This window comes from Photobacterium sp. MCCC 1A19761, assembly GCF_037389125.1.
Lineage (GTDB): Bacteria > Pseudomonadota > Gammaproteobacteria > Enterobacterales > Vibrionaceae > Photobacterium.
On the sequence record NZ_JAZGTF010000009.1, the window covers coordinates 104,726 to 124,357 of the forward strand.

Sequence of the window (19,632 nt, forward strand, 5' to 3'; positions counted from 1 at the left end):
GATTGACCTGACGTCGGGCCGATGTCAGTAGGGACGGGGATTGGGCGTGAGATAGCCGGTGGCCAGCGCAATCAGCAGCAGCGCGAACAGCAAAACAGAGATCAGCAACCGACGCCCGAGATAGCGGCTCATCGGCTGGCTGCCCCGACCCTTGAGCATCACCGGCAGGGCCCGGAACAGGTTGAGGATGATGAAAATTAGCAGGCAGACAGCAAGGGCTTTTAACAGCATCGGTGCTCCATGGAATGACAGGTGAGTATGCGACGGATCGGGTTCATCTTTTTTACTGTGGTGGTCCTGGTGACTTTGGTCAAGCTGGGGATGTGGCAAATGTCACGGGCACAGGAAAAAGAAAGCCTCAGCGCGGCGCTCAAATACCGCGGTGAGCAGACCTATTTCAGTTTGGCCAGTTTGCCGACGGACCCGCGCTGGTACCGTCTGACCCTGCGCGGCCACTTTGATCACAGCAAAGCCGTGTTACTGGATAACCAGCTGTATCAGGGGCAGGTCGGCTATCACCTGCTGTATCCGTTCGTCGCCGAAGACGGCTGGGTGCTGGTTAACCTGGGCTGGATTGCGGCGCCGGCTTACCGGGATCAGATCCCGGTGCTGCCGGAACACCACGGCGAGATGCGGATCACCGGCGTGATTGCCCCTGCTTCAAACCTGCCGGAGCTGGCAGCGACGGTGCCGGAGCAACTGGGGGCCGGGGGACCGCTGCGGGTGCAGAATCTGGTGCCGGTCGAACTGGGCCGATCGATGGGCGTTGCACTCAAACCCTGGGTGCTGCAAATCGACACGGACAGCCCGGTGGCGCTGCAACAGACCTGGATCCCGGTGGTGATGGGGCCGCAAAAGCATTATGCCTATGCGGTGCAGTGGTTTCTGATGGCGGTCGCCATCGCGGTGGCCGCGTTGTGGTGGCTGAGACGGAGCAAGGGATGAAGAGATTCGGGAAGTTATGGTTGCTGCTCGCCGCATTTGCGCTGCCGGTCGGGATCGCCAAGCTGATGCTGACCATGCACTGGTATCAGGGCGGCGTCACCAACCGCGGGATCCTGCTGGACCCGCCGCTCCGTGAGGATTGGGCCGCCCGGCCCGGGCGCTGGCAATTGCTGTATGTGCTGCCGGATCACTGCGATGCGGCCTGTGCCGGAGCCCTGTTTCACCTGCGCCAGATCCCTCAGGCTGTCGGGGCCGATCAGGATCGGGTCGCGGGCCTGCTACTGGTGAGCGAGCTGACCGGCCAAGAAGATGAATTGCTGCAGGGATTACAACCGTCGATGGTTCCGGCGCCGCTGCTGAAGCGGTTGCAAACCTCTGAGTATGGCGGGCAGGCAATCTATCTGGCCGACCCACTCGGCAATATTCTGATGGCCTATCCGCTGGCCAAGGATCAGCCGGCCATTCTCGCTCAGGGCAAAGATGTGCTGCGCGATTTGAAACGACTGCTGAAAGTGTCCAAAATCGGCTAAGGAGGGCCTATGCACTGGAGACGGTATCAATACCTGGTGTATCTGACGTTGGTCTGGTCGCTCGGCGTAATTGTACTGGGGTCCTATACCCGCCTGACGGAGGCCGGACTGGGTTGCCCGGACTGGCCCGGCTGCTACGGGTTTGCCGCGGTGCCGCAGACGCCGGAGCAGCATGTGCAGGCACAGGCTGCATTTCCCCATGCGCCGCTGGTCGTTCACAAAGCCTGGAACGAGATGATCCACCGTTACTTTGCTGGTGGGTTGGGAATGCTCATCCTGCTGCTTAACCTGGTGGCCTGGCGTTACCGGGGATTGCCCCGCGGGTTGCCGGCATTGCTGCTTGGGATGGTGATCTTTCAGGCCATGCTCGGGATGTGGACGGTCACCATGGCCCTGAAGCCGGTGGTGGTGATGGGGCACCTGCTGGGCGGATTTACCACCGCCGGGTTGCTGTTGCTGCTGGCAATGCGGGTCCGGCGTCGGGTCCGGGGCCATCTCAGCAGGGGCACCCCGGCGAGAAATATGGGCGGATTGACCTGGCTGGCGGCGCTGGCGTTGCTGGTGACCCTGATCCAGGTGGCGCTCGGTGGCTGGACCGCGGCCAACTATGCGGCGGTGGTCTGTACCCAGCTGCCGGTGTGCGAGGTGGATTGGGCCCAGCAGTTTGACTGGTCTGCGTTTCATCCGATCCAGCCGCCGCATGACAGTTATCAGTTCGGGGTGCTCAATTATGAGCAGCGAGTATCGATCCATGTGGCCCATCGCTTCGGCGCGGCGATCACTGCGTTGATACTGGGAGTGCTGAGCTGGCAGTTATGGCAATCGGTCCGGCTGCGTCGGCTGGCCTTATTGGTCGGCACCCTACTGGGATTGCAAATTACCCTCGGGATCACCAATGTGGTGGCCAGTTTGCCGCTGATGGTGGCCGTCGGCCATAACCTGGTCGGGGGATTGCTGCTGATGACCCTGGTGGCAACCAATTACGCCATTTTCAGCTGCCGGGTGCCGCTGGGGATGCGCTTGAACATGGCAAGGGAGGGCTGAGCCGATGACGAAGTTATTTCAGACCGCGGGACGGGCGCCTGTCAAAGGGAGCGTGGTCCGGCCCGGTGTATGGCAGGATTACCTGACCATCACCAAACCGAAAGTGGTGGCGATGCTGCTGCTGACCGCGCTGGTCGGCATGTGTCTGGCGGTGCCCGGGATCCCGCCGATCAAGGCGGTGGTTCTGGGGCTGGCGGGCATCGGCTTGCAGTCGGCGGCGGCGGCGGCGTTCAATCATGTGCTGGATCGCCGGTTTGATGCCCAGATGGCCCGTACCCATCACCGGCCGCTGGCCAAAGGGCGGATTGCGACCACACGCGCCGTGGGGTTTGCGACCGTATTGATGGTGCTTGGTTTCGCCTTGCTGTGGCAGCTCAATGCCTTAACCGCCTGGTTGACCTTTGCCAGTCTGGTCGGCTATGCCGTGGTGTACACGGTGTGGCTCAAGCACGCCACGCCGCAGAATATCGTGATCGGCGGTCTGGCTGGTGCAGCGCCGCCCCTGCTGGGCTGGACGGCGGTCACCGGCCAGCTCGACCCGCATGCGCTGTTGCTGGTGATGCTGGTCTTCACCTGGACCCCGCCGCATTTCTGGGCGCTGGCGATCCACCGCAAGGCTGATTACGCCCGGGCCGGGATCCCGATGCTGCCGGTTACCCACGGCATTGAATTTACCAAGACCATGGTACTGCTCTATACCGTGATGCTGGTGCTGGTTGGCTTGCTGCCCTGGCTGACCGGGATGAGCGGGCTGTTTTACCTCGCGGGCAGCAGCATCCTGAATCTGGGATTTGTCGCCTATGCCCTGAAGCTCAAATTTGCCGATGTGCCGGGCCACGCCTGGGCCACCTTCAAATATTCGATTTGGCACCTGCTCGGGTTGTTTGTGGTGCTGCTTGGCGATCACTGGTTGCTGGCCCTGCTTCGATAGCCCGGGCGCTTTTCATCGTTCGGGAGCTTCAATACACCGAGCGCGAGAATCCTGCCTCGAAAACCATGCCGCATGTCTCCGGTTTCGGCCTGAAACCGGAGGCGGCGGTTTCGCCGTGGTCGGCAAGCCGCTACACTGTCCGCCTGATTGAGACAGCCTGCCGATGCGCGGCGGGCAAAGTGTTTGAGGTGGACGGTGCTGACTGCGTTACGGGATATGTCGTTACATCGCCAGGTGTTTGCCCTGGCTCTGCCGATGGTGTTATCCAACATCACGGTGCCCTTGCTCGGGCTGGTGGATGCAGCAGTCATTGGCCATCTGGATCATGCCTGGTTTCTGGGCGGGGTCGCGGTTGGCGGGACCATGATCAATGTGACCTTCTGGTTGCTGGGTTTTCTGCGTATGGCCACCACCGGCCTCAGTGCCCAGGCCTATGGTGCCGGCGACAAAGCCGCGCAGGCCGGTTACCTGATCCAGGGGCTGGCGCTGGCTTGGCTGCTGGCCCTGGTACTGATTGTCCTGCATCAGCCGCTGGCGGAGCTGATTTTCCACTTCAGTAGTGCCAGCGTCGAAGTCAAAACCTACGCCGGGCAGTATTTCTCGATCCGGATCTGGAGTGCTCCGGCGGCCCTGGCCAACCTGGTGATCATGGGCTGGTTGCTCGGCACCCAGAATGCCCGCCTGCCGATGTGGCTGCTGATCATCACCAATGTGGTCAATATTCTGCTCGATTTGCTGTTTGTCCTTGGCTTTGGCTGGCAGGTGCGCGGTGCGGCGGCGGCGTCGGTGATTGCCGATTATAGCGGGCTGGCGCTGGGGCTGTGGTTTGTTGCGGGCCAGTGGCGCACCCAGGGTCTGCCGGCGCTGAAAAGCCGTCTCGGTGCGGTGCGTCATGGCATGGGCCGGTTGCTCAAGCTCAATCGCGATATTTTCCTGCGCAGCCTCTGCCTGCAACTGGCGTTTTCCTTTATGACCTTCCATGGGGCCAGCCTCGGCGATACCGTGGTGGCGGCCAATGCGGTGCTGATGAGCTTTTTGATGCTGGTCTCTTACGCCATGGACGGGTTTGCTTATGCCATGGAAGCCATGGTCGGCAAGGCAATTGGGGCGCGCAACCGCGATCTGCTGGGCCGCTCACTGGTTGGCACCACCTTCTGGAGCCTGATCATTTCACTGCTGATGACGCTGGCCTTTGTCGGCTTTGGTCGCGAGATTGTCAGCCTGATCTCCGATATTCCGGCGGTGCGGGCGGAAGCGGCGCGCTATCTGCCGTGGCTGGCGGCGGTCCCTTTGGTGGCGATGTGGTGCTTTTTGTTGGATGGCATCTTTATCGGCGCGACGCGGGGCCGGGAGATGCGCAACAGTATGGTGCTGGCGACCAGCAGTTTCTTCCTGACCTGGTGGCTGCTGATGGATTGGGGTAACCACGGCCTGTGGGCGGCCATGCTGGTGTTCCTGGCGATGCGTGGGATCGGCCTGGCGATCGTGCTGGCGTACCAGTGGCAAAAAAAGACGTTTTTATTTCCCGGTGAAACTTGTTAATCCAACAATGAGTTAAGTTTTTTCAAGCGTTCCTGACCAAATTTTACACAAAAAATGCCTGTTCTCGGCAGCATAAAATTGCTTAAAATGGTGGTTTTTTGAGCAGGTAATGGTAGCGCATGAGGAAAGTAGTTCTTGGTCTGTTGTTGACGATCATGATGTTGGGCAGCGGGATGGCTCAGGCCAGTTTAGTCGGGAAAAAGTTGCAGGTCACCGCGACTGCGTATAACTCGGTCCGGGCACAAACGAATTCAAATCCCACCCTTGCCGCCTGGGGTGACCGCCTCAAGCCCGGGATGAAAGTGATTGCGGTGTCTCGTGATCTGCTGCGCCTCGGGATCGGGCACGGGACCCGGATCAAGATTTCCGGCCTGCCGGGAGAATATGTGGTGATGGATAAGATGAACAAGCGCTGGTCGCGCAAGATCGATATCTATATGGGCAAAGATATCCGCGCGGCGAAAAAGTGGGGCCGCCGCAAGGTGACGATCACGGTGCTTGGGGCCTGATTTCGGCTGAGCGTGAATAGAGCGAGAGCGCGGCTCTCGCTTATTCATACTTGGGTGGGGCGTCGTCAGCCAGAGGCTGATGACGCCTGAGCCGTTTCATCAAACGGGTTGTACTTAGAAGTGCTGCTCTTAGTAGTAAGAGTGCTCGCCACGGGCGTGCTCGGTGACGTCACGGACACCGGTCAGCTCGCCTTCAAACTGCGCCAGCAGCTCTTTCTCGATCCCTTCTTTCAGCGTCACATCGACCATTGAACAGCCGTTACAACCGCCGCCGAATTGCAGGATCGCCACGCCGTCTTCGGTGATCTCGGCCAGAGACACATGACCGCCGTGGCCGGCCAGTTGCGGGTTCACCTGGGTTTGGATCGCGTAATCCACACGCTCCATCAGCGGGGCATCGTCCGAGACTTTACGTACTTTGGCATTCGGCGCTTTCAGGGTCAGCTGAGAGCCCATTTTGTCCGTCACGAAGTCGATTTCAGCATCTTCCAGAAACGGCAGGCTGAGCTCATCGATGAACGCAGAAAACAGACCAAACTTAATTTCGGTATCACTGGCTTCCACCGCTTCTGGTGGGCAGTAGGATACGCCGCACTCTGCGTTTTGCGTCCCCGGATTGACCACGAATACACGGATATTGGTCCCTTCCGCCTGTTGGGCGAGCAGTTTGCCGAAGTGCTGCTCCGCACTTTCAGAAATAGTAATCATAGACACGACGTAATACCTGACTGAGTTAGTAAGTTTAATTCTATTCTACTCCGAGATAGCCTCGGTATCATCCCCTAATCGTTTCGGCGATGCTTGCATCACAATTTCTCCGTGCTGCAATTACCCCCGGTTTAACCCCGGCCTTGCGCAGCACCCGGATTTAACGGGATGTCCGGCCGTGTACTGGCGTATAACAGAGGCAATAAATGTCCACCTGGCGGCATCCCTGCGCCAGCAGCAGCCGGGTTAGTTCGGTGAGCGTGCTACCGGTGGTGATCACATCATCGACCAGGGCGACATGGTCGGGGAGATCCCTTGTCTTGAGTATAAAAGCCTGGCGCAGATTCTGCTGGCGCTCGCGTCGGCTGAGATGGTGCTGGGGCGGGGTATACCGAACCCGTCGGAGTGCATCGCTGTCACAGGTGCTGCCCAGCGTCCGGGCGATAGCCTGCGCCAGCAAGGTGCTTTGGTTGAAGCTGCGATGCAGCCGACGGTGGCGGTGCAGCGGCACCGGGATCAGCACGGGGGCCGGGGCGGTGATTTCGCTTGCCAGCTGTTGCCCGAGGGGCTCAGCAAGCCAGAATTTGCCGCCGAATTTGAGCTGGTGGATCAGCTGGCTGAGCGGAAAACGGTATTCACCGAGGCGATAGCACTGCTGCCAGGGCGGCGGATCGCTGAGGCAGCGGCCGCAGGCGCTGGTCGGCGCGGGCGTGGTAGCGCCGCAGCGGCGGCAATAGGGGAGCCGGGGAAAACGGGCCAGGCAGTGCTCGCACCACAAGGGCTCATTCCGGTCCAGCGGTAACTGGCACAGCTGGCATTGACGTTGGGTCCGGGCCATCCATTGGCCAAGGACATGCGAAACAAACATTCAGAGTCTCCGGTGCGGGGTTACGCAACAGATTCGACCACCCCATACGATCCGAATGGGGGCCAGTTTGGTATGATAGCCGGAAGTCGCGGTTGATAGAGGAAGTGTAAATGACAGCCAAGCTGCATTGGGAAATGGAAGGTCAGGGTTCGGATCTGGTTCTCATTCATGGATGGGGAATGAACGGGGCCGTCTGGCAGGCACTGATGCCGCTGCTGACGCCGCACTTTCGGGTTCACCGGGTGGATTTGCCGGGTTATGGCCACAGCCGGGACCTGGGTGCCCGGAGTCTTGAAGAAATGGCACACCTGTTGCTTGAAAATTCACCAGCGTCTGCAACCTGGTTAGGCTGGTCGCTCGGGGGACTGGTCGCCAAACAAGCGGCCTTGCTGGCCCCGGCACGGGTTCGTCAGTTAGTGACGGTCGCCAGCTCACCACGGTTTGCAGCCGAAGACACATGGCGGGGGATCCAACCCAAGGTGCTGCGTGATTTTCAGCGCCAGCTGAGCGAGGATTTCCAGTTAACCGTGGAGCGTTTCATGGCCCTGCAGGCGATGGGCAGTGCGACCGCGCGCCAGGACATCAAGCAACTGAAACAGGCCGTATTTTCCCGTCCGCAGCCCTGCCCGCAAGCGCTGGCCGCCGGGTTGGACGTGCTGGCCGAGGTGGATCTGCGCGATCAACTGGGGCAAATCACCCAGCCATGGTTGCGCCTGTATGGCCGCCTTGACGGCTTGGTGCCGGTGAAGGTTGCCAGTGTGCTCGATGGCCTGGCACCGCAGTCGGAGCGGCAGGTTTTTGCCGCAGCTTCACATGCGCCGTTTATTTCGCATCCGGAAGAGTTTGTCCGGGCGGTAAAGGCGTTCGTCGGGGAAGGGTAAGCCGGGCGCGTTTGCTCGTCATGTGTCATGTGTCATCAGTTGTGGGTGTCGGTGCTTTTTTATTCAATTTTTGCTGTCAGGTGCCGATATTGATCAAATGGAGTTGCTCTGTTTCGGAGAGGGGCCATAATGACAATAGGAATAGTTACAAAGACAACAGGATACACGCCGGTGATGTCGCAGACATCGTCGGAGAAGCGGGCGATGTCTGCGGCACCTTCGGGTGAGCAGGGCAGCCGTGCGGGCCGTGGCACCGATACGGTCTCGCTGTCGAGCGAGGCGAAGCGACTTCAGCTTGCAGAAGCCCGGGTAGAAGAGGCAAACAATAAGAATACAGAGGCTGGTGACATGGCCCAAACGACGAAGAAAGCCGAGTCGTTTGCCTATGGGGCGCTAGGATTGGATCACCCAGAAGCGGTTAAGCAATACGATGACGACTACTACAGCGCCGGGAAGGGATTGTCGGCACTGGGGACCGTCGCGATGGTACTGCTGGCAGTGATTTGATGCCCCCATCAGCTGATGTCCGGAGAAGTACATCAGCATGATCGTTTCCCCCACACAAGCCGGCGTGCCGACCATCGCGCCTTCCGTGAACCCGCCAACCGAGCAGGCTGCGCGGGATAACCGCGTTCGTGAAAAAATCGTCCCTCCGACCCAGACCCCGGAGTCGGCCCGGGAGAAACCGCTCAGCAGTGATGAGAAGCAGCTGAAAAAACCGGCCTGGGATCCCAGTGAGCATCCGGATTATCACGAGGCGGCGGTGCGTGAGCAGCAGTATGGCTACCAGGATGATCTGGAGCAGCTGGTCAAAGCCTTGTCTGCCGACACCTATTTGCGGGATGTGGGTGAGCTGGGGTATTCGATGCACATTCAGCTGCCGCGTAATCTGCTGGAAGAGCTGGAGAAAATCAGCGAAGTGGAGCGGATCAAAGGGGTGGTGGCTCACCGCTATGCTCAGGCGACAGTGCCGAACCCGCCGACGGAGTATCTGGTGATCCTCTAGCGCATCCCCGGTCACGACTGGCACGACAAACCGAGACCAAAAAAGAGCCGGCATGATGCCGGCTCTTGTCGTTTGGATCGCTCACCACCGACGATATCGGTGGTTGGCGCGGGTTACTTCTTCTTGGCGTTGGCAAATGCCGCGGCAAAGGCACCGCCCATCGCGCTGTTGTTGTCCGCTTTGCCCGTGTTGCGAGGGCCTGAGTTGCGAGAGCCGGTCGGGCGGGCCTGGCCTTGCGGTTGCGGCTTGCGGGCTGGTTTGTCCTGGCCCGGCTCATCGCTGAGGCGCATCGACATGCCGATCCGCTTGCGCTGCAGATCCACTTCCATCACCTTAACCTTAACGATGTCACCGGCCTTCACCACCTCGCGTGGATCCGAGACAAACTTGTCGGACAGCGCCGAGATATGCACCAGACCATCCTGATGAACCCCGACATCGACAAAGGCACCAAAGTTGGTCACGTTGGTGATCACGCCTTCCAGCACCATGCCCGGGATCAGATCTTTGACCTCATGCACGCCCTCGGCAAAGGTCGCGGTCTTGAACTCCGGACGCGGGTCGCGGCCCGGCTTGTCCAGCTCGCGAATGATATCGGTGACGGTCGGCAGGCCGAATTGCGCATCGGTGTATTCGGCCGGTTTCAGGCTCTTGAGGAAGTCACTGTTGCCGATAATGGCATCCAACGCCTTGTTGTTTGCTGCGGCGATGTTTTTCACCACGGCGTAAGACTCCGGGTGCACCGCGGAGCTGTCGAGCGGGTTCTTGCCGTTCATGATGCGCAGGAAACCGGCACACTGTTCAAAGGCTTTCGGCCCCAGACGCGCCACCTTCTTCAGTGTGGTGCGGGCATCAAAGCGGCCGTTCTCATCCCGGTAGTTCACGATGTTCTGGGCGATGGTACCGTTCAGACCGGCGACGCGGGTCAGCAGCGCCGCCGAGGCGGTATTCACATCCACGCCGACGGCGTTCACACAGTCTTCGACCACGGCATCGAGCCGCTTGGCTAGCATGCTCTGGCTGACATCGTGCTGGTACTGGCCCACCCCGATGGATTTCGGATCGATTTTCACCAGCTCGGCCAGCGGATCCTGCAGGCGGCGGCCGATGGATACCGCGCCCCGCAGCGACACATCCAGGTTCGGGAACTCATTGGCAGCCAGTTCAGACGCGGAGTACACCGAGGCGCCCGCCTCGCTCACCATCACGCTCTGGACTTTCAGATTGTTCTCTTTCAGCAGCGTGGCGACAAAGCTATCGGTTTCCCGTGACGCAGTGCCGTTGCCGATGGCGATCAGATCGACGTTGTGCTTGGCGATCAGCGCCAGTACCGTCGCGGCCGATTGGGCCACCTGACGCTGCGGCTGGTGCGGATAAATGGTCGCGGTATCGAGCAGCTTACCGGTTTGATCGACCACAGCCACTTTACAGCCGGTGCGCAGACCCGGGTCCAGCGCCAGGGTGACACGCGGACCCGCCGGTGCGGCCATCAGCAAGTCTTTCAGGTTGTCGGCAAACACCTGCATGGCACCGTCTTCGGCTTTTTCGCGCAGGGCGCTCAGCAGCTCGGTTTCCATGTGCATCAGAATTTTGATCCGCCAGGCCCAGCTGATCACCTGTTTGCGCCAGCTGTCGGCCGGTTGGGTGCCGAGGGTAATGCCGTAATGATCGGCGATCATCACTTCGCAGTAGGAGCCGCGGGTGCCCGCTTCCTGATTCGGATCGGCGTTGAGGGTCAGTTGCAGCACGCCCTCGTTGCGGCCGCGGAACAGCGCCAGGGCGCGGTGCGACGGGATGTTTTTCAGGGTTTCGCTGTACTCAAAGTAGTCTTTGAACTTGGCACCCTCTTGTTCTTTGCCGTCGACGACGGCGGCGCTCAGCTCGGCCTGCTGTTGCAGGTGGCGGCGGATTTTATCCAGCAGCGCGGCATCTTCGGCAAAACGCTCCATCAGGATAGCGCGGGCACCGTCGAGGGCAGCTTTGGTATCCGCCACGCCTTTGTCGGCAGCAACAAACGCTTCTGCCGCGGCTTCCGGTGACTGGCTCGGATCAGTCCACAGGCTGTCGGCCAGCGGCGCTAAGCCGGCTTCGATAGCAATCTGGCCTTTGGTGCGGCGCTTGGGTTTGTACGGCAGGTACAGATCTTCGAGCCGGGTTTTGCTGTCCGCGGCCTGGATTTCGGCTTCCAGCGCCGGGGTCAGCTTGTTCTGATCACTGATGGATTTCAAAATCACCTGGCGGCGATCTTCCATTTCCCGCAGGTAACCGAGGCGGGACTCCAGGTTGCGCAGCTGGGTATCATCCAGCCCGCCGGTGACTTCCTTACGGTAACGGGCAATAAAGGGGACTGTATTGCCGTCATCGAGCAGGGTCACGGCGGCCGTGACTTGCTCTGGGCGTACCGCCAGTTCATGGGCAATCGTCTGGTTGATCGGGTTGCTCATCCGTTATTTCTCTTGTTGTCGTTTGTGCCTCCATTCTACGGGTGAATGGGGCGGAGGCAAGTTGAGAACCGTCAGGTGTCTGTCAGTGTGACCCCGATGCCGTGATTGCCCTGCTTTTTCCCGCGTGACACGCAAAACGCCCTGCGCAACCCGGCGGCAGGTGGCGGCGCAGAGATAGTACGGAATGGCCGGGCTGGCAGGGATGAATGGAGACGGCGTTAGCGGTAGCGAATGCTGTTGACGAACCACTCTTTTTTACCGGCCGGGGTGTTGACCTCAAACTCGTCATCGACTTCTTTTTTCAGCAGGGCCCGGGCCATCGGTGAGTCGATAGAAATGTAGTCGTTGCGGCCGTAGATCTCGTCCGGGCCGACAATGCGGAAGGTTTTCACCTCGCCGTCTTCGTTTTCAATTTCAACCCAGGCACCGAAGAAGACTTTGCCGTCCTGCTGCGGCGAGTAGTCGACGACCTGGACCAGCTCCAGGCGCTTGCGCAGGTAGCGGACCCGGCGGTCAATTTCGCGCAGTCGCTTTTTATTGTACTGATAATCCGCATTTTCACTGCGATCGCCGAGGCTGGCGGCCCAGGTGACTTTTTTGGTGACTTCCGGGCGCTCTTCTTTCCACAGGAAATCGAGCTCCTCTCTGAGCTTGGTGTATCCCTCACGCGTGATTAAGTTGGTTTTCATGGTGTGGATCCGAATCTGGTTGTTGGCTGCATAAATCTTCTAACGCTTTGACTCGCAGGTCAATCTCCGTGCTTGCAGGGCGACGGTTCAGCAGGAAATTGGGGGTGGCAGGCAAGCGGCACAGTGAGGTGGAAATCATGAAAAAGGCCACGGGGACAGTAGCCCCTGTGGCCTGGGTCGGATCAAGCTATGAACCGAGAAGCGTTAAAACTTGAATTTGTTGAGCTTCTCTTCCACGTCGCTGGTTTGCGTCAGCATCCCTTGTGCCTCCTGGCTGGAGGTTTCGGCACTCTGGGCGGCCTTGACGGTGATCTCGGTGATCGCACTGATGTTGCGGTTGATATCTTCCGTCACCTGATGCTGCTCCTCCGCTGCAGTGGCGATCTGGCAGATCATCTCCTGCATGGCGGCGGTGGTTGCCATCAACGCCTCAAGCTCCATGACGGCCGTTTTGCTGCTGTCGATGCTGCTGCGGCTATAGGTCTGGCCGTTGGAAATCGCTTCAACCGTCCGCTGGATCTGGCTCTGGAAGCGGTCAATCATCTGCTGGATTTCTTGCGTCGAGTTTTGGGTCTTGGAGGCCAGCTGGCGCACCTCATCGGCGACGACTGCAAACCCGCGGCCATGCTCGCCCGCCCGGGCGGCTTCAATGGCGGCGTTCAGGGCCAGCAGGTTGGTCTGGTCGGAAATACTGCGGATCACCTCGAGAATGCTGCTGATCTGGTGGCTCTGGGTTTCCAGCTCCACAATAGTCTCCGTCGAGCGTTCCATTTCCTCGCCGAGCCGGCTGATCATGCTGGCGCTGTCATTGACGACATCGCTACAGCGGGTGATCGCCTGGTTGGCTTCCTCCACCGAGCTGGCCGTGTTGGCCACATTGTTGGCGACCTCGCTGGCAGTACAGGCCATCTCATTGATGGCGGTCGCGACCTGCTCCAACTCCTGGCGCTGCTGCTGGACGCCCTGGTGCGAAGTTTCGGCGATCCCGGCCGAGCGGTTGGCGGCCATTTTCAGGTTGTCGACCGAGCCGGCAATATCCCGGATCATGCCCTGAAGCGACGCCATCAGGATGTTTAATCCATGCATGAGGGCGCCGGTTTCGTCTTTTCGGCTGACGTCCAGCCGGTAGGTCAGATCGCCACCGGCTTGACCGAGCTGGCGGACGATATCGACGACCTGCTGGATCGGGGTGGATATCCGTTTGGCCATGATATACAGCACCGCCAGGGCAAAGAGAGAGATCACCACACCGGCGATCAGCTGGCTGTTCAGAAATTCCCCGAACGAGGTCTTCAGATCGCGCTCCAGGGCATGGATGTCTTCAAGCAGCTCGGCTTTAGGAACCGAGATCCACAGCATCCATGGCGTGTCCGTATTCCCGACCCGAATCGGCGTTATCAGGCTGGAGAAGTCTTCGGTTGAGTTCCAGATCTGCTTGCCGGCCTGGAACTGGGCTTGACGCTGGCTCCAGTCGGTCAACACCTCGCCGAGCGGTGAAACCGGGTTGGTATCCCCGGCGACAACGCCGCGATAGGTGATAATGCTGATGTGGGAGTTCGGGCCGAATTTTTCGCGCTGCAGCTTGAGGGCCAGCTCGTTGATAAAGTTTACCGACAGGTCAATCCCGAGCATGCCGATGGTCCGGCCGTTGACCTTGATCGGCGTGACCAGGTTGGCCATGAGCACTTGCTGACCCTGGACATCATAGGCCCACGGGTCGATCAGGCAGCTGCGTCCGGTTTCCAGCGGGCACAGATACCATTCACTGACCCGGGTGCCGGTTTTGGTCCGGTCATGGAGATAGAAACGATCGGAGTCCACCGATGAAGGCTTGAGCTGGTTATCGCTGCTGCGGGTCCAGTAGACGTTGAACTGGCCTTTGCCGTCAATGGACTCATACATTGCATCTTTGCCGTCCCAGGCATTGGGCTCGAACGCGATATAGGCGCCGAGGAATTTCTGGTTCCCGGCCAGCAGATCCCGGACCATCAGTGAGAGCGCTTCGCGGCTCAGCCTGTCTGGTGTGTCCGTCGTGCTTGCCATGCCCGACACGACACTGGCCAAGGCTTCGGCCGAGTTCATGGCCACCGAGAGCTGGTTCTGGATCTGCTCGGAGTGAAACTTGCTGGTTTCTTCCAGGAGCTCGGTCAGCGTACTGTCGGCAAACGCGTAGGTTTTGTTGTGCACCATGCCTTCCAGCTGGGTCGAGTATTTCTGCCCGACCAGCAGGACCGCGACCAGCGAGAAGAACAGGCAGCTGGCCGCACCAATAATGATTTGGTGACGGATGGATTTGAGTGACATCATAATGCGATTCCGGCTTTGACGAGGTTGGCGGCATCTTTCGCGAGGATCTGATGCATGGCGGTCGTCGGGTGCAGGCCGTCCCAGTACAGGTTGTGGTTCGGCTGGGCAATCACCTTGCCGGTGGCGTAGCTGTAGGCTTCACTGGTGACATCCGTGATGGTGATCGCCAGCTCGGCATCATGGTACCGGCCGTTTTGTTTGACTGCGTTGATCACCTTGTCAAAGGTCGCAAACGCGTCGAAGTGGAAGATTTCGACCTCAGGGTGGCTTGCGGCCAGCTGTTCCAGTCCGGCTTTCAGCGCGAGATTGTGCTCACTGATAAAGCGGGTAGTTTTGTCCTGCTGGCCGTCAAACCAAGGTGCATCGATAAAGTTTGGAATATTCGCCGCCAGGATTTGTGTTGCGCCGGCATCAATGAGCGATGCGATATCTTTGAGCGCCAAGGCCGCCGCCTGGTCTCCGCTCTGGCCGAGATCGCCGAACAGGGTAAACCATAAGTTGTTGGTCCCGCTCATATAGCTCACGAGCTCATCGCCGCTGAACGGGCCTTTGTGGTGGATGCGTTGCTGAATCTGCAGGCCGCTGTTGGTCAGGACATCCAGCCCTGCATTGGCCGAGAAGCCGTTGGCGGCATCAATGTCGATAAAGCGGCCCAATCCGGACATGGCGCCGCCGACAGCCCAGTTGGTGCCGGCCAGGGCCTGATCCTGGTAGGGGTAGCTGACTTGCTGCCCATCCGGGCTGGTTAAGACGACGGTGCTCTTAATCTGGCCGTGGGCACGTGTCGGGGCTGGCATTTCGAGCATTGTGGCCAGATATTCGGTCCAGACCGGACCATTGCTGAAGCGGCCGTTGACGTTGGGTGCCTGGGCGCGAATACCGATATTGCCGGCGGTCGCCTGATTCATGTCCACGGTGATCAGGTGTTTGTTGCCCATATCGGACAGGCTGTCCCCGAAGTTGGTGATGGTCTTAAAATCTGCGGCGTGAAGGCTCAGCGGAAACAGTGCAAGCAGTGCAGGTAATGTTAATTTGTTCATACGGTACTTATCTGTGTGACGGAGTGGCGGAAGCGTTGTTGTTGTGTCGGGCTGGTGTGATTTCACCTGAGCACATCAAAACAGTTGTTGTGCGCGATAGATATATTCAAGCGCACTCAGTGCAAGTGATTTATTTTGCTGAATTATATAGAAAGGTTTCCTATTATCAAATTCATCAGTCTGGAAAGATGAACCTTTCGGCGGGTGAGTCCGCCTTGAACCATTGGGGGGGCGGACGCAGCCAGTGGCGGCGGAATTTCGCGGGAATGCGCTTCTTCTCGTCGGGAAGGTAAACACACGACATACTCTGTAACAATTTGGCGTATGATTTAGCAGCACGGTTGCGTGTCTGGGTACTGTTGTCGAGTAAGATATGAATAAATTTCGATACGATTGTCGATGCAGGTGAGATGAGATATGCAGGAAAATTTCAAGATTCTGGTTGTTGATGATGACATGCGCCTGCGGGCGTTGCTGGAGCGTTACCTGTCGGAGCAGGGGTTCCAGGTGCGTAGTGTTGCCAATGGCGAGCAAATGGACCGTTTGTTGTCCCGGGAGAATTTTCACCTGATGGTGTTGGACCTGATGCTGCCGGGCGAAGACGGTTTGTCGATTTGCCGCCGGCTGCGCAATGCCAACAACATGCTGCCGATCCTGATGCTGACCGCCAAGGGCGATGAGGTCGATCGGATTGTCGGTCTGGAAGTCGGTGCCGACGACTACCTGCCGAAGCCGTTTAACCCGCGTGAGCTGCTGGCCCGGATCCGGGCGGTGCTGCGTCGTCAGACCATTGAAGCACCGGGCGCCCCGAGCGTCGACAGCAAGATCATCGAGTTTGGCGAGTTCCGCCTTAACCTCGGCACCCGCGAGATGTTCCGCGGCGAGGAAGCCATGCCGCTGACCTCAGGCGAGTTTGCGGTGCTCAAGGCCCTGGTGACCAATGCCCGCGAGCCGATGTCCCGCGATAAGCTGATGAATATGGCCCGTGGCCGTGAGTATTCGGCCATGGAGCGCTCAATTGACGTGCAGATCTCGCGCTTGCGCCGGATGATTGAAGAAGACCCGAGCCGTCCGCGCTACATCCAGACCGTCTGGGGCCTGGGCTATGTGTTTGTGCCGGACGGGATTGAGGCGTAAAGAAGGACGCAACCATGCGGATGTCCCCGCGCAGTACATTTGCCCGCACCCTGATCCTGCTGGCTGGCCTGTTGATTGCCAGCCAGATTTTTTCGTACCTGGCAGTGCTCAATTATGCCCTGCTGCCCAGCCTGAAGCAGTTTAACCGGATCTTGGCTTATGAGGTCCGGCTGATGCTCAAGGAAGATGTGGAGCTGGCCGATGGCCATACGTTCCACCTCGACACGCCGTTACGGCGCCAGTTGCTGGAACAACTGGGCGTGACGCTGCATAGCGAGGACAGCGAGTCGCTGGCGGAGTTCCGCGAGGCGACCCGGATTGATTATCTCAGTGAGGAGATGAGCCGGGAGCTGGACGCGCCGACCGAGGTCCGCCTGGTGCTGGGGGCCGACAGCTATGTGCTGTGGATGAAGTGTGATGCGATGCCGGGTTATCTGATGCGGATCCCGCTGTCGGAATTGCAGGAAGAGGATTTTTCGCCGCTGTTCCACTACAGCCTGATCATCGCGCTGATGGTGATTGCCGGGGGCTGGCTGTTTATCAAGATCCAGAACCGGCCGCTGGTGGCGCTGGAGAAGGCGGCGTTGCAGGTGGCTCAGGGCGACACCCCACCGCATTTGCCGGAGCGGGGCGCGTCAGAGATCCGGGCGGTGACCCGGGCCTTCAACAAGATGGCGGAAGGGATCCAGCAACTGGAAGATGACCGGGCTTTGCTGTTGGCCGGGGTCAGCCACGATTTGCGCACTCCGCTGACCCGGATCCGGCTGGCGACCGAGATGATGTCGCCGGAAGACAGTTATCTGGCGGAGAGCATGATTAAGGACACCGAGGAGTGTAACGAGATCATCAGCCAGTTCATGGAATACCTCAAATCGACCAAGCAACAGGCGCTGGAACCGCTGGATCTGAATGGTTTGCTGCAGGAAGTGGCAGAAGCCGAAGGCGGTTATGAGCAGGAAATTGTGTTGGCGCTGAGCCCGATCCCCGGGGTGGTGCAAGGCAATCCGGTGGCGATCAAGCGCTCGGTGGCCAACCTGGTGGTCAACGCGCTGCGCTACGGTCATGGCTGGGTCAAGGTATCCAGCGGGGTGACGGCCGATCGCCAGATCGCCTGGTTCTGTGTCGAAGATGACGGGCCGGGGATTGCGCCGGATCAGGTGGCGAAGATGTTCCAGCCGCTGACCCGGGGCGACAGTGCCCGCGGCAGTGATGCGGAAGGGACCGGTTTGGGGCTGGCTATTGTGAAGCGGATCATCGATCAGCATGGCGGCAGTATTCTGGTAACCAACCGCAGCGGCGGCGGGTTGAAAGTGCAGATCGGCTTGCCGATGCAGAACGGTAAAAAACATTAAGGTTCGGGCGCGTCGCGCGCCGGGTCAAAATAAATCGGATCAAAACTAAAAAGCGCCGGCAGTGATGCCGGCGCTTTTTTTTTATCGGGCCGCGAGGCGAATTACTTCTCTTCCGGCAGCACCAGGTTCAGCACAATTGCGGTGATCCCCCCGGCAGCCATGCCGGAAGACAGGATGCTCTGGATCCACTCCGGCATGAACTGGAGGATTTCCGGTTTCTGGGCAATGCCCAGACCCATGGAAAACGACAGCGCCATGATCAGGATGGCCCGGCGGTCGAGGTTGCAGCGCGAGATAATCCGGACCCCGGAAGCCGCAATCGTCCCGAACATCACAATGGTTGCGCCGCCCAGCACCGGCTCGGGGATCAACTGGACTAAATTGGCCACGCTTGGCAGCAGGCCAAGCAGCACCAGCATCCCGGCCACAAAATAGCCGATGTAACGGCTGGCAACTCCGGTCAGCTGGATAATGCCGTTGTTCTGGCTGAAGGTGGAGTTCGGGAAGCTGTTCAGCACGGCGGCCAGCGCTGAGTTGACGCCGTCGGCCAGTACGCCGCCCTTGATCCGCTTCATATACACCGGACCGGCAACCGGCTGCTCGGAGGTTTCGGACGTCGCGGTAATGTCCCCGATGGCTTCCAGCGAGGTGATGGCAAAGACAATCACCAGCGGGATCAGCAGCGACCAGTCAAAGCCGAGGCCGTACTGCATCGGTAGCGGCACGGCGATCAGGTCGGTGTCGGCGACGCGGGCGGTATCGAGCATCCCGGTACCCCACGCCAGCAGAGTGCCGGCGGCCATGGCAATCACAATCGAAGAGACGCGCAAGTACGGGTTCTTCACCCGGTTCAGCAGAACAATCAGGCCTAGCACAGTCCCGGCCAGCATCAGGTTATCCAGGCTGCCGAAGCTGCCGTTTTCAATTGCCGCGTAGCCGCCGCCCATGGAGGTGAGGCCGATTTGGATCAGGGTCAGGCCGATCAGGGTGACGACGATACCCGAGATCAGCGGGGTGATCACGCGCTGGGCATGTTGCAGCACCCGGGAGATCAACACTTCGGTCAGCGAGGCGGCCAGGATGGTGCCGAAAATGGCCGCCATCATGGTCGGAATATCTGCGCCGCCGGCTTTCATCGCCAGCCCGGCACCGATGATCGGACCGAGGAAGTTGAAACTGGTGCCCTGGATCGACAGCAATCCGGAGCCGACCGGCCCGATGGTGCGGATCTGAATGAACGAGGCAATGCCCGAGGCGAACAGCGACATGCTGACAATGGTGTTGGTGTCACTGGCCGGCAGGCCAAGGGCTTGGCAGATGATCAGCGACGGGGTGATCACCGCGACAAACATCGCCAGGAGGTGCTGGGTGGCGGCAAACAGGGTTTGCGGCAGTGGCGGCCGGTCTTCGAGGCGATAGATCAGATCAGATTTCTGCGGTGTTACGATGTCGTCGTGTTGGCGTGTCATAGCCATGGTTTCCTTGATGGACTTCTAAATCCCCGGCGCTGCGCTGGATGGGCAAAGCCTGTAAAGGGCGAATAATTCTGTGATTGCTGTTAGTCAGATCCGCCGGTTCACGGGAGAAGTGCGTGTGGGTGAAATTTTGTGCGCTATTGTAGTGATCTGACAGAAAATAGCAAACGTTTGCGCCGGGTTGGGCAGACTTTTTTATCGTCCATCCAGGGCGGTTCGGGAGT

General features: G+C 59.4%; 19 protein-coding genes. 11 read left to right on the plus strand and 8 right to left on the minus strand.

The features are described from left to right. Positions 1-24: 24 nt before the first annotated feature. On the minus strand, positions 25-231 hold the full coding sequence (locus VV869_RS10860; protein ID WP_337734957.1) for a DUF2909 domain-containing protein: 207 nt from the start codon (positions 229-231) through the stop codon (positions 25-27). A 27-nt stretch (positions 232-258) separates the two neighbouring features. Between VV869_RS10860 and VV869_RS10865 the strand changes: the two genes are divergently transcribed. The 6 genes from VV869_RS10865 to VV869_RS10890 all read left to right on the plus strand — a co-directional run bounded on the left by VV869_RS10865 (position 259) and on the right by VV869_RS10890 (position 5,501). Beyond that, entirely contained in the window at positions 259-945 is a 687-nt protein-coding gene (locus VV869_RS10865; protein WP_337735083.1) for an SURF1 family protein, read from the plus strand. Next, entirely contained in the window at positions 942-1,475 is a 534-nt protein-coding gene (locus VV869_RS10870) for a cytochrome oxidase (protein WP_337734958.1), read from the plus strand. Before VV869_RS10865 ends, VV869_RS10870 begins: the two co-directional genes overlap by 4 nt. Before the next feature lie 9 nt (positions 1,476-1,484). After that, positions 1,485-2,519 (plus strand): COX15/CtaA family protein, encoded by a 1,035-nt coding sequence (locus VV869_RS10875; protein WP_337734959.1) that lies wholly within the window; start codon positions 1,485-1,487, stop codon positions 2,517-2,519. 4 nt (positions 2,520-2,523) lie between these two features. Next, positions 2,524-3,450 carry a heme o synthase gene (cyoE, locus tag VV869_RS10880; protein ID WP_337734960.1) on the plus strand — a complete coding sequence of 309 codons (927 nt, stop codon included), beginning with the start codon at positions 2,524-2,526 and terminating at the stop codon, positions 3,448-3,450. A 195-nt stretch (positions 3,451-3,645) separates the two neighbouring features. Beyond that, positions 3,646-4,992, plus strand: a complete 1,347-nt coding sequence (gene dinF, locus VV869_RS10885; RefSeq protein ID WP_337734961.1) for an MATE family efflux transporter DinF — start codon at positions 3,646-3,648, stop codon at positions 4,990-4,992. 155 nt (positions 4,993-5,147) lie between these two features. After that, positions 5,148-5,501, plus strand: a complete 354-nt coding sequence (locus tag VV869_RS10890) for a 3D domain-containing protein (protein ID WP_443147309.1) — start codon at positions 5,148-5,150, stop codon at positions 5,499-5,501. Between the two features lie 129 nt (positions 5,502-5,630). Here the strand turns inward: VV869_RS10890 and nfuA are convergent, their stop codons facing one another. Both nfuA and VV869_RS10900 read right to left on the minus strand, forming a co-directional pair. Further along, the gene (gene nfuA, locus VV869_RS10895) at positions 5,631-6,209 is read right to left on the minus strand and encodes a Fe-S biogenesis protein NfuA (protein WP_443147310.1); all 579 of its coding nucleotides are present in this window, start codon (positions 6,207-6,209) and stop codon (positions 5,631-5,633) included. Positions 6,210-6,369: 160 nt separating this feature from the next. Next, positions 6,370-7,077, minus strand: a complete 708-nt coding sequence (locus tag VV869_RS10900) for a phosphoribosyltransferase family protein (RefSeq protein ID WP_337734964.1) — start codon at positions 7,075-7,077, stop codon at positions 6,370-6,372. 110 nt (positions 7,078-7,187) lie between these two features. Between VV869_RS10900 and bioH the strand changes: the two genes are divergently transcribed. The 3 genes from bioH to VV869_RS10915 all read left to right on the plus strand — a co-directional run bounded on the left by bioH (position 7,188) and on the right by VV869_RS10915 (position 8,964). Then, entirely contained in the window at positions 7,188-7,958 is a 771-nt protein-coding gene (gene bioH / locus VV869_RS10905; protein ID WP_337734965.1) for a pimeloyl-ACP methyl ester esterase BioH, read from the plus strand. A 174-nt stretch (positions 7,959-8,132) separates the two neighbouring features. Next, complete coding sequence (locus VV869_RS10910; RefSeq protein ID WP_337734966.1) at positions 8,133-8,465, plus strand: hypothetical protein; 333 nt, start codon at positions 8,133-8,135, stop codon at positions 8,463-8,465. A 37-nt stretch (positions 8,466-8,502) separates the two neighbouring features. Then, positions 8,503-8,964 (plus strand): ATP-dependent Lon protease, encoded by a 462-nt coding sequence (locus tag VV869_RS10915; protein WP_337734967.1) that lies wholly within the window; start codon positions 8,503-8,505, stop codon positions 8,962-8,964. 113 nt (positions 8,965-9,077) lie between these two features. On the opposite strand, the gene VV869_RS10920 is transcribed toward VV869_RS10915, so the two are convergent. The 4 genes from VV869_RS10920 to VV869_RS10935 form a co-directional block, all read right to left on the minus strand. Then, entirely contained in the window at positions 9,078-11,408 is a 2,331-nt protein-coding gene (locus VV869_RS10920; RefSeq protein ID WP_337734968.1) for a Tex family protein, read from the minus strand. Positions 11,409-11,626: 218 nt separating this feature from the next. Continuing rightward, positions 11,627-12,097: a transcription elongation factor GreB gene (greB, locus tag VV869_RS10925; protein ID WP_337734969.1), complete on the minus strand. Its 471-nt coding sequence runs from the start codon at positions 12,095-12,097 to the stop codon at positions 11,627-11,629. 204 nt (positions 12,098-12,301) lie between these two features. Next, positions 12,302-14,404 carry a methyl-accepting chemotaxis protein gene (locus VV869_RS10930; RefSeq protein ID WP_337734970.1) on the minus strand — a complete coding sequence of 701 codons (2,103 nt, stop codon included), beginning with the start codon at positions 14,402-14,404 and terminating at the stop codon, positions 12,302-12,304. Continuing rightward, positions 14,401-15,444, minus strand: coding sequence for an SGNH/GDSL hydrolase family protein (locus tag VV869_RS10935; protein ID WP_337734971.1), 1,044 nt, complete (start codon positions 15,442-15,444; stop codon positions 14,401-14,403). Before VV869_RS10935 ends, VV869_RS10930 begins: the two co-directional genes overlap by 4 nt. 417 nt (positions 15,445-15,861) lie before the next feature. On the opposite strand from VV869_RS10935, the gene ompR reads away from it, so the two are divergent. Both ompR and envZ read left to right on the plus strand, forming a co-directional pair. Continuing rightward, entirely contained in the window at positions 15,862-16,581 is a 720-nt protein-coding gene (gene ompR, locus VV869_RS10940) for an osmolarity response regulator transcription factor OmpR (protein WP_337734972.1), read from the plus strand. 14 nt (positions 16,582-16,595) lie between these two features. Beyond that, positions 16,596-17,933, plus strand: a complete 1,338-nt coding sequence (gene envZ / locus VV869_RS10945) for a two-component system sensor histidine kinase EnvZ (protein ID WP_337734973.1) — start codon at positions 16,596-16,598, stop codon at positions 17,931-17,933. Positions 17,934-18,034: 101 nt separating this feature from the next. On the opposite strand, the gene VV869_RS10950 is transcribed toward envZ, so the two are convergent. Then, complete coding sequence (locus tag VV869_RS10950; RefSeq protein WP_337734974.1) at positions 18,035-19,402, minus strand: uracil-xanthine permease family protein; 1,368 nt, start codon at positions 19,400-19,402, stop codon at positions 18,035-18,037. Positions 19,403-19,632: the final 230 nt, after the last annotated feature.

What these genes read in the sequence shown, in the direction of transcription:
- VV869_RS10875 (WP_337734959.1), top strand. Translation starts at nt 1,485, where the DNA reads ATGCACTGGAGACGGTATCAATACCTGGTGTATCTGACGTTGGTCTGG.
- VV869_RS10920 (WP_337734968.1), bottom strand. Translation starts at nt 11,408, where the DNA reads ATGAGCAACCCGATCAACCAGACGATTGCCCATGAACTGGCGGTACGC.
- VV869_RS10860 (WP_337734957.1), bottom strand. Translation starts at nt 231, where the DNA reads ATGCTGTTAAAAGCCCTTGCTGTCTGCCTGCTAATTTTCATCATCCTC.
- VV869_RS10870 (WP_337734958.1), top strand. Translation starts at nt 942, where the DNA reads ATGAAGAGATTCGGGAAGTTATGGTTGCTGCTCGCCGCATTTGCGCTG.
- VV869_RS10915 (WP_337734967.1), top strand. Translation starts at nt 8,503, where the DNA reads ATGATCGTTTCCCCCACACAAGCCGGCGTGCCGACCATCGCGCCTTCC.
- VV869_RS10950 (WP_337734974.1), bottom strand. Translation starts at nt 19,402, where the DNA reads ATGACACGCCAACACGACGACATCGTAACACCGCAGAAATCTGATCTG.
- VV869_RS10900 (WP_337734964.1), bottom strand. Translation starts at nt 7,077, where the DNA reads ATGTTTGTTTCGCATGTCCTTGGCCAATGGATGGCCCGGACCCAACGT.
- cyoE (WP_337734960.1), top strand. Translation starts at nt 2,524, where the DNA reads ATGACGAAGTTATTTCAGACCGCGGGACGGGCGCCTGTCAAAGGGAGC.
- bioH (WP_337734965.1), top strand. Translation starts at nt 7,188, where the DNA reads ATGACAGCCAAGCTGCATTGGGAAATGGAAGGTCAGGGTTCGGATCTG.
- envZ (WP_337734973.1), top strand. Translation starts at nt 16,596, where the DNA reads ATGCGGATGTCCCCGCGCAGTACATTTGCCCGCACCCTGATCCTGCTG.
- greB (WP_337734969.1), bottom strand. Translation starts at nt 12,097, where the DNA reads ATGAAAACCAACTTAATCACGCGTGAGGGATACACCAAGCTCAGAGAG.
- VV869_RS10890 (WP_443147309.1), top strand. Translation starts at nt 5,148, where the DNA reads ATGATGTTGGGCAGCGGGATGGCTCAGGCCAGTTTAGTCGGGAAAAAG.
- VV869_RS10865 (WP_337735083.1), top strand. Translation starts at nt 259, where the DNA reads ATGCGACGGATCGGGTTCATCTTTTTTACTGTGGTGGTCCTGGTGACT.
- nfuA (WP_443147310.1), bottom strand. Translation starts at nt 6,209, where the DNA reads ATGATTACTATTTCTGAAAGTGCGGAGCAGCACTTCGGCAAACTGCTC.
- ompR (WP_337734972.1), top strand. Translation starts at nt 15,862, where the DNA reads ATGCAGGAAAATTTCAAGATTCTGGTTGTTGATGATGACATGCGCCTG.
- VV869_RS10930 (WP_337734970.1), bottom strand. Translation starts at nt 14,404, where the DNA reads ATGATGTCACTCAAATCCATCCGTCACCAAATCATTATTGGTGCGGCC.
- VV869_RS10910 (WP_337734966.1), top strand. Translation starts at nt 8,133, where the DNA reads ATGTCGCAGACATCGTCGGAGAAGCGGGCGATGTCTGCGGCACCTTCG.
- VV869_RS10935 (WP_337734971.1), bottom strand. Translation starts at nt 15,444, where the DNA reads ATGAACAAATTAACATTACCTGCACTGCTTGCACTGTTTCCGCTGAGC.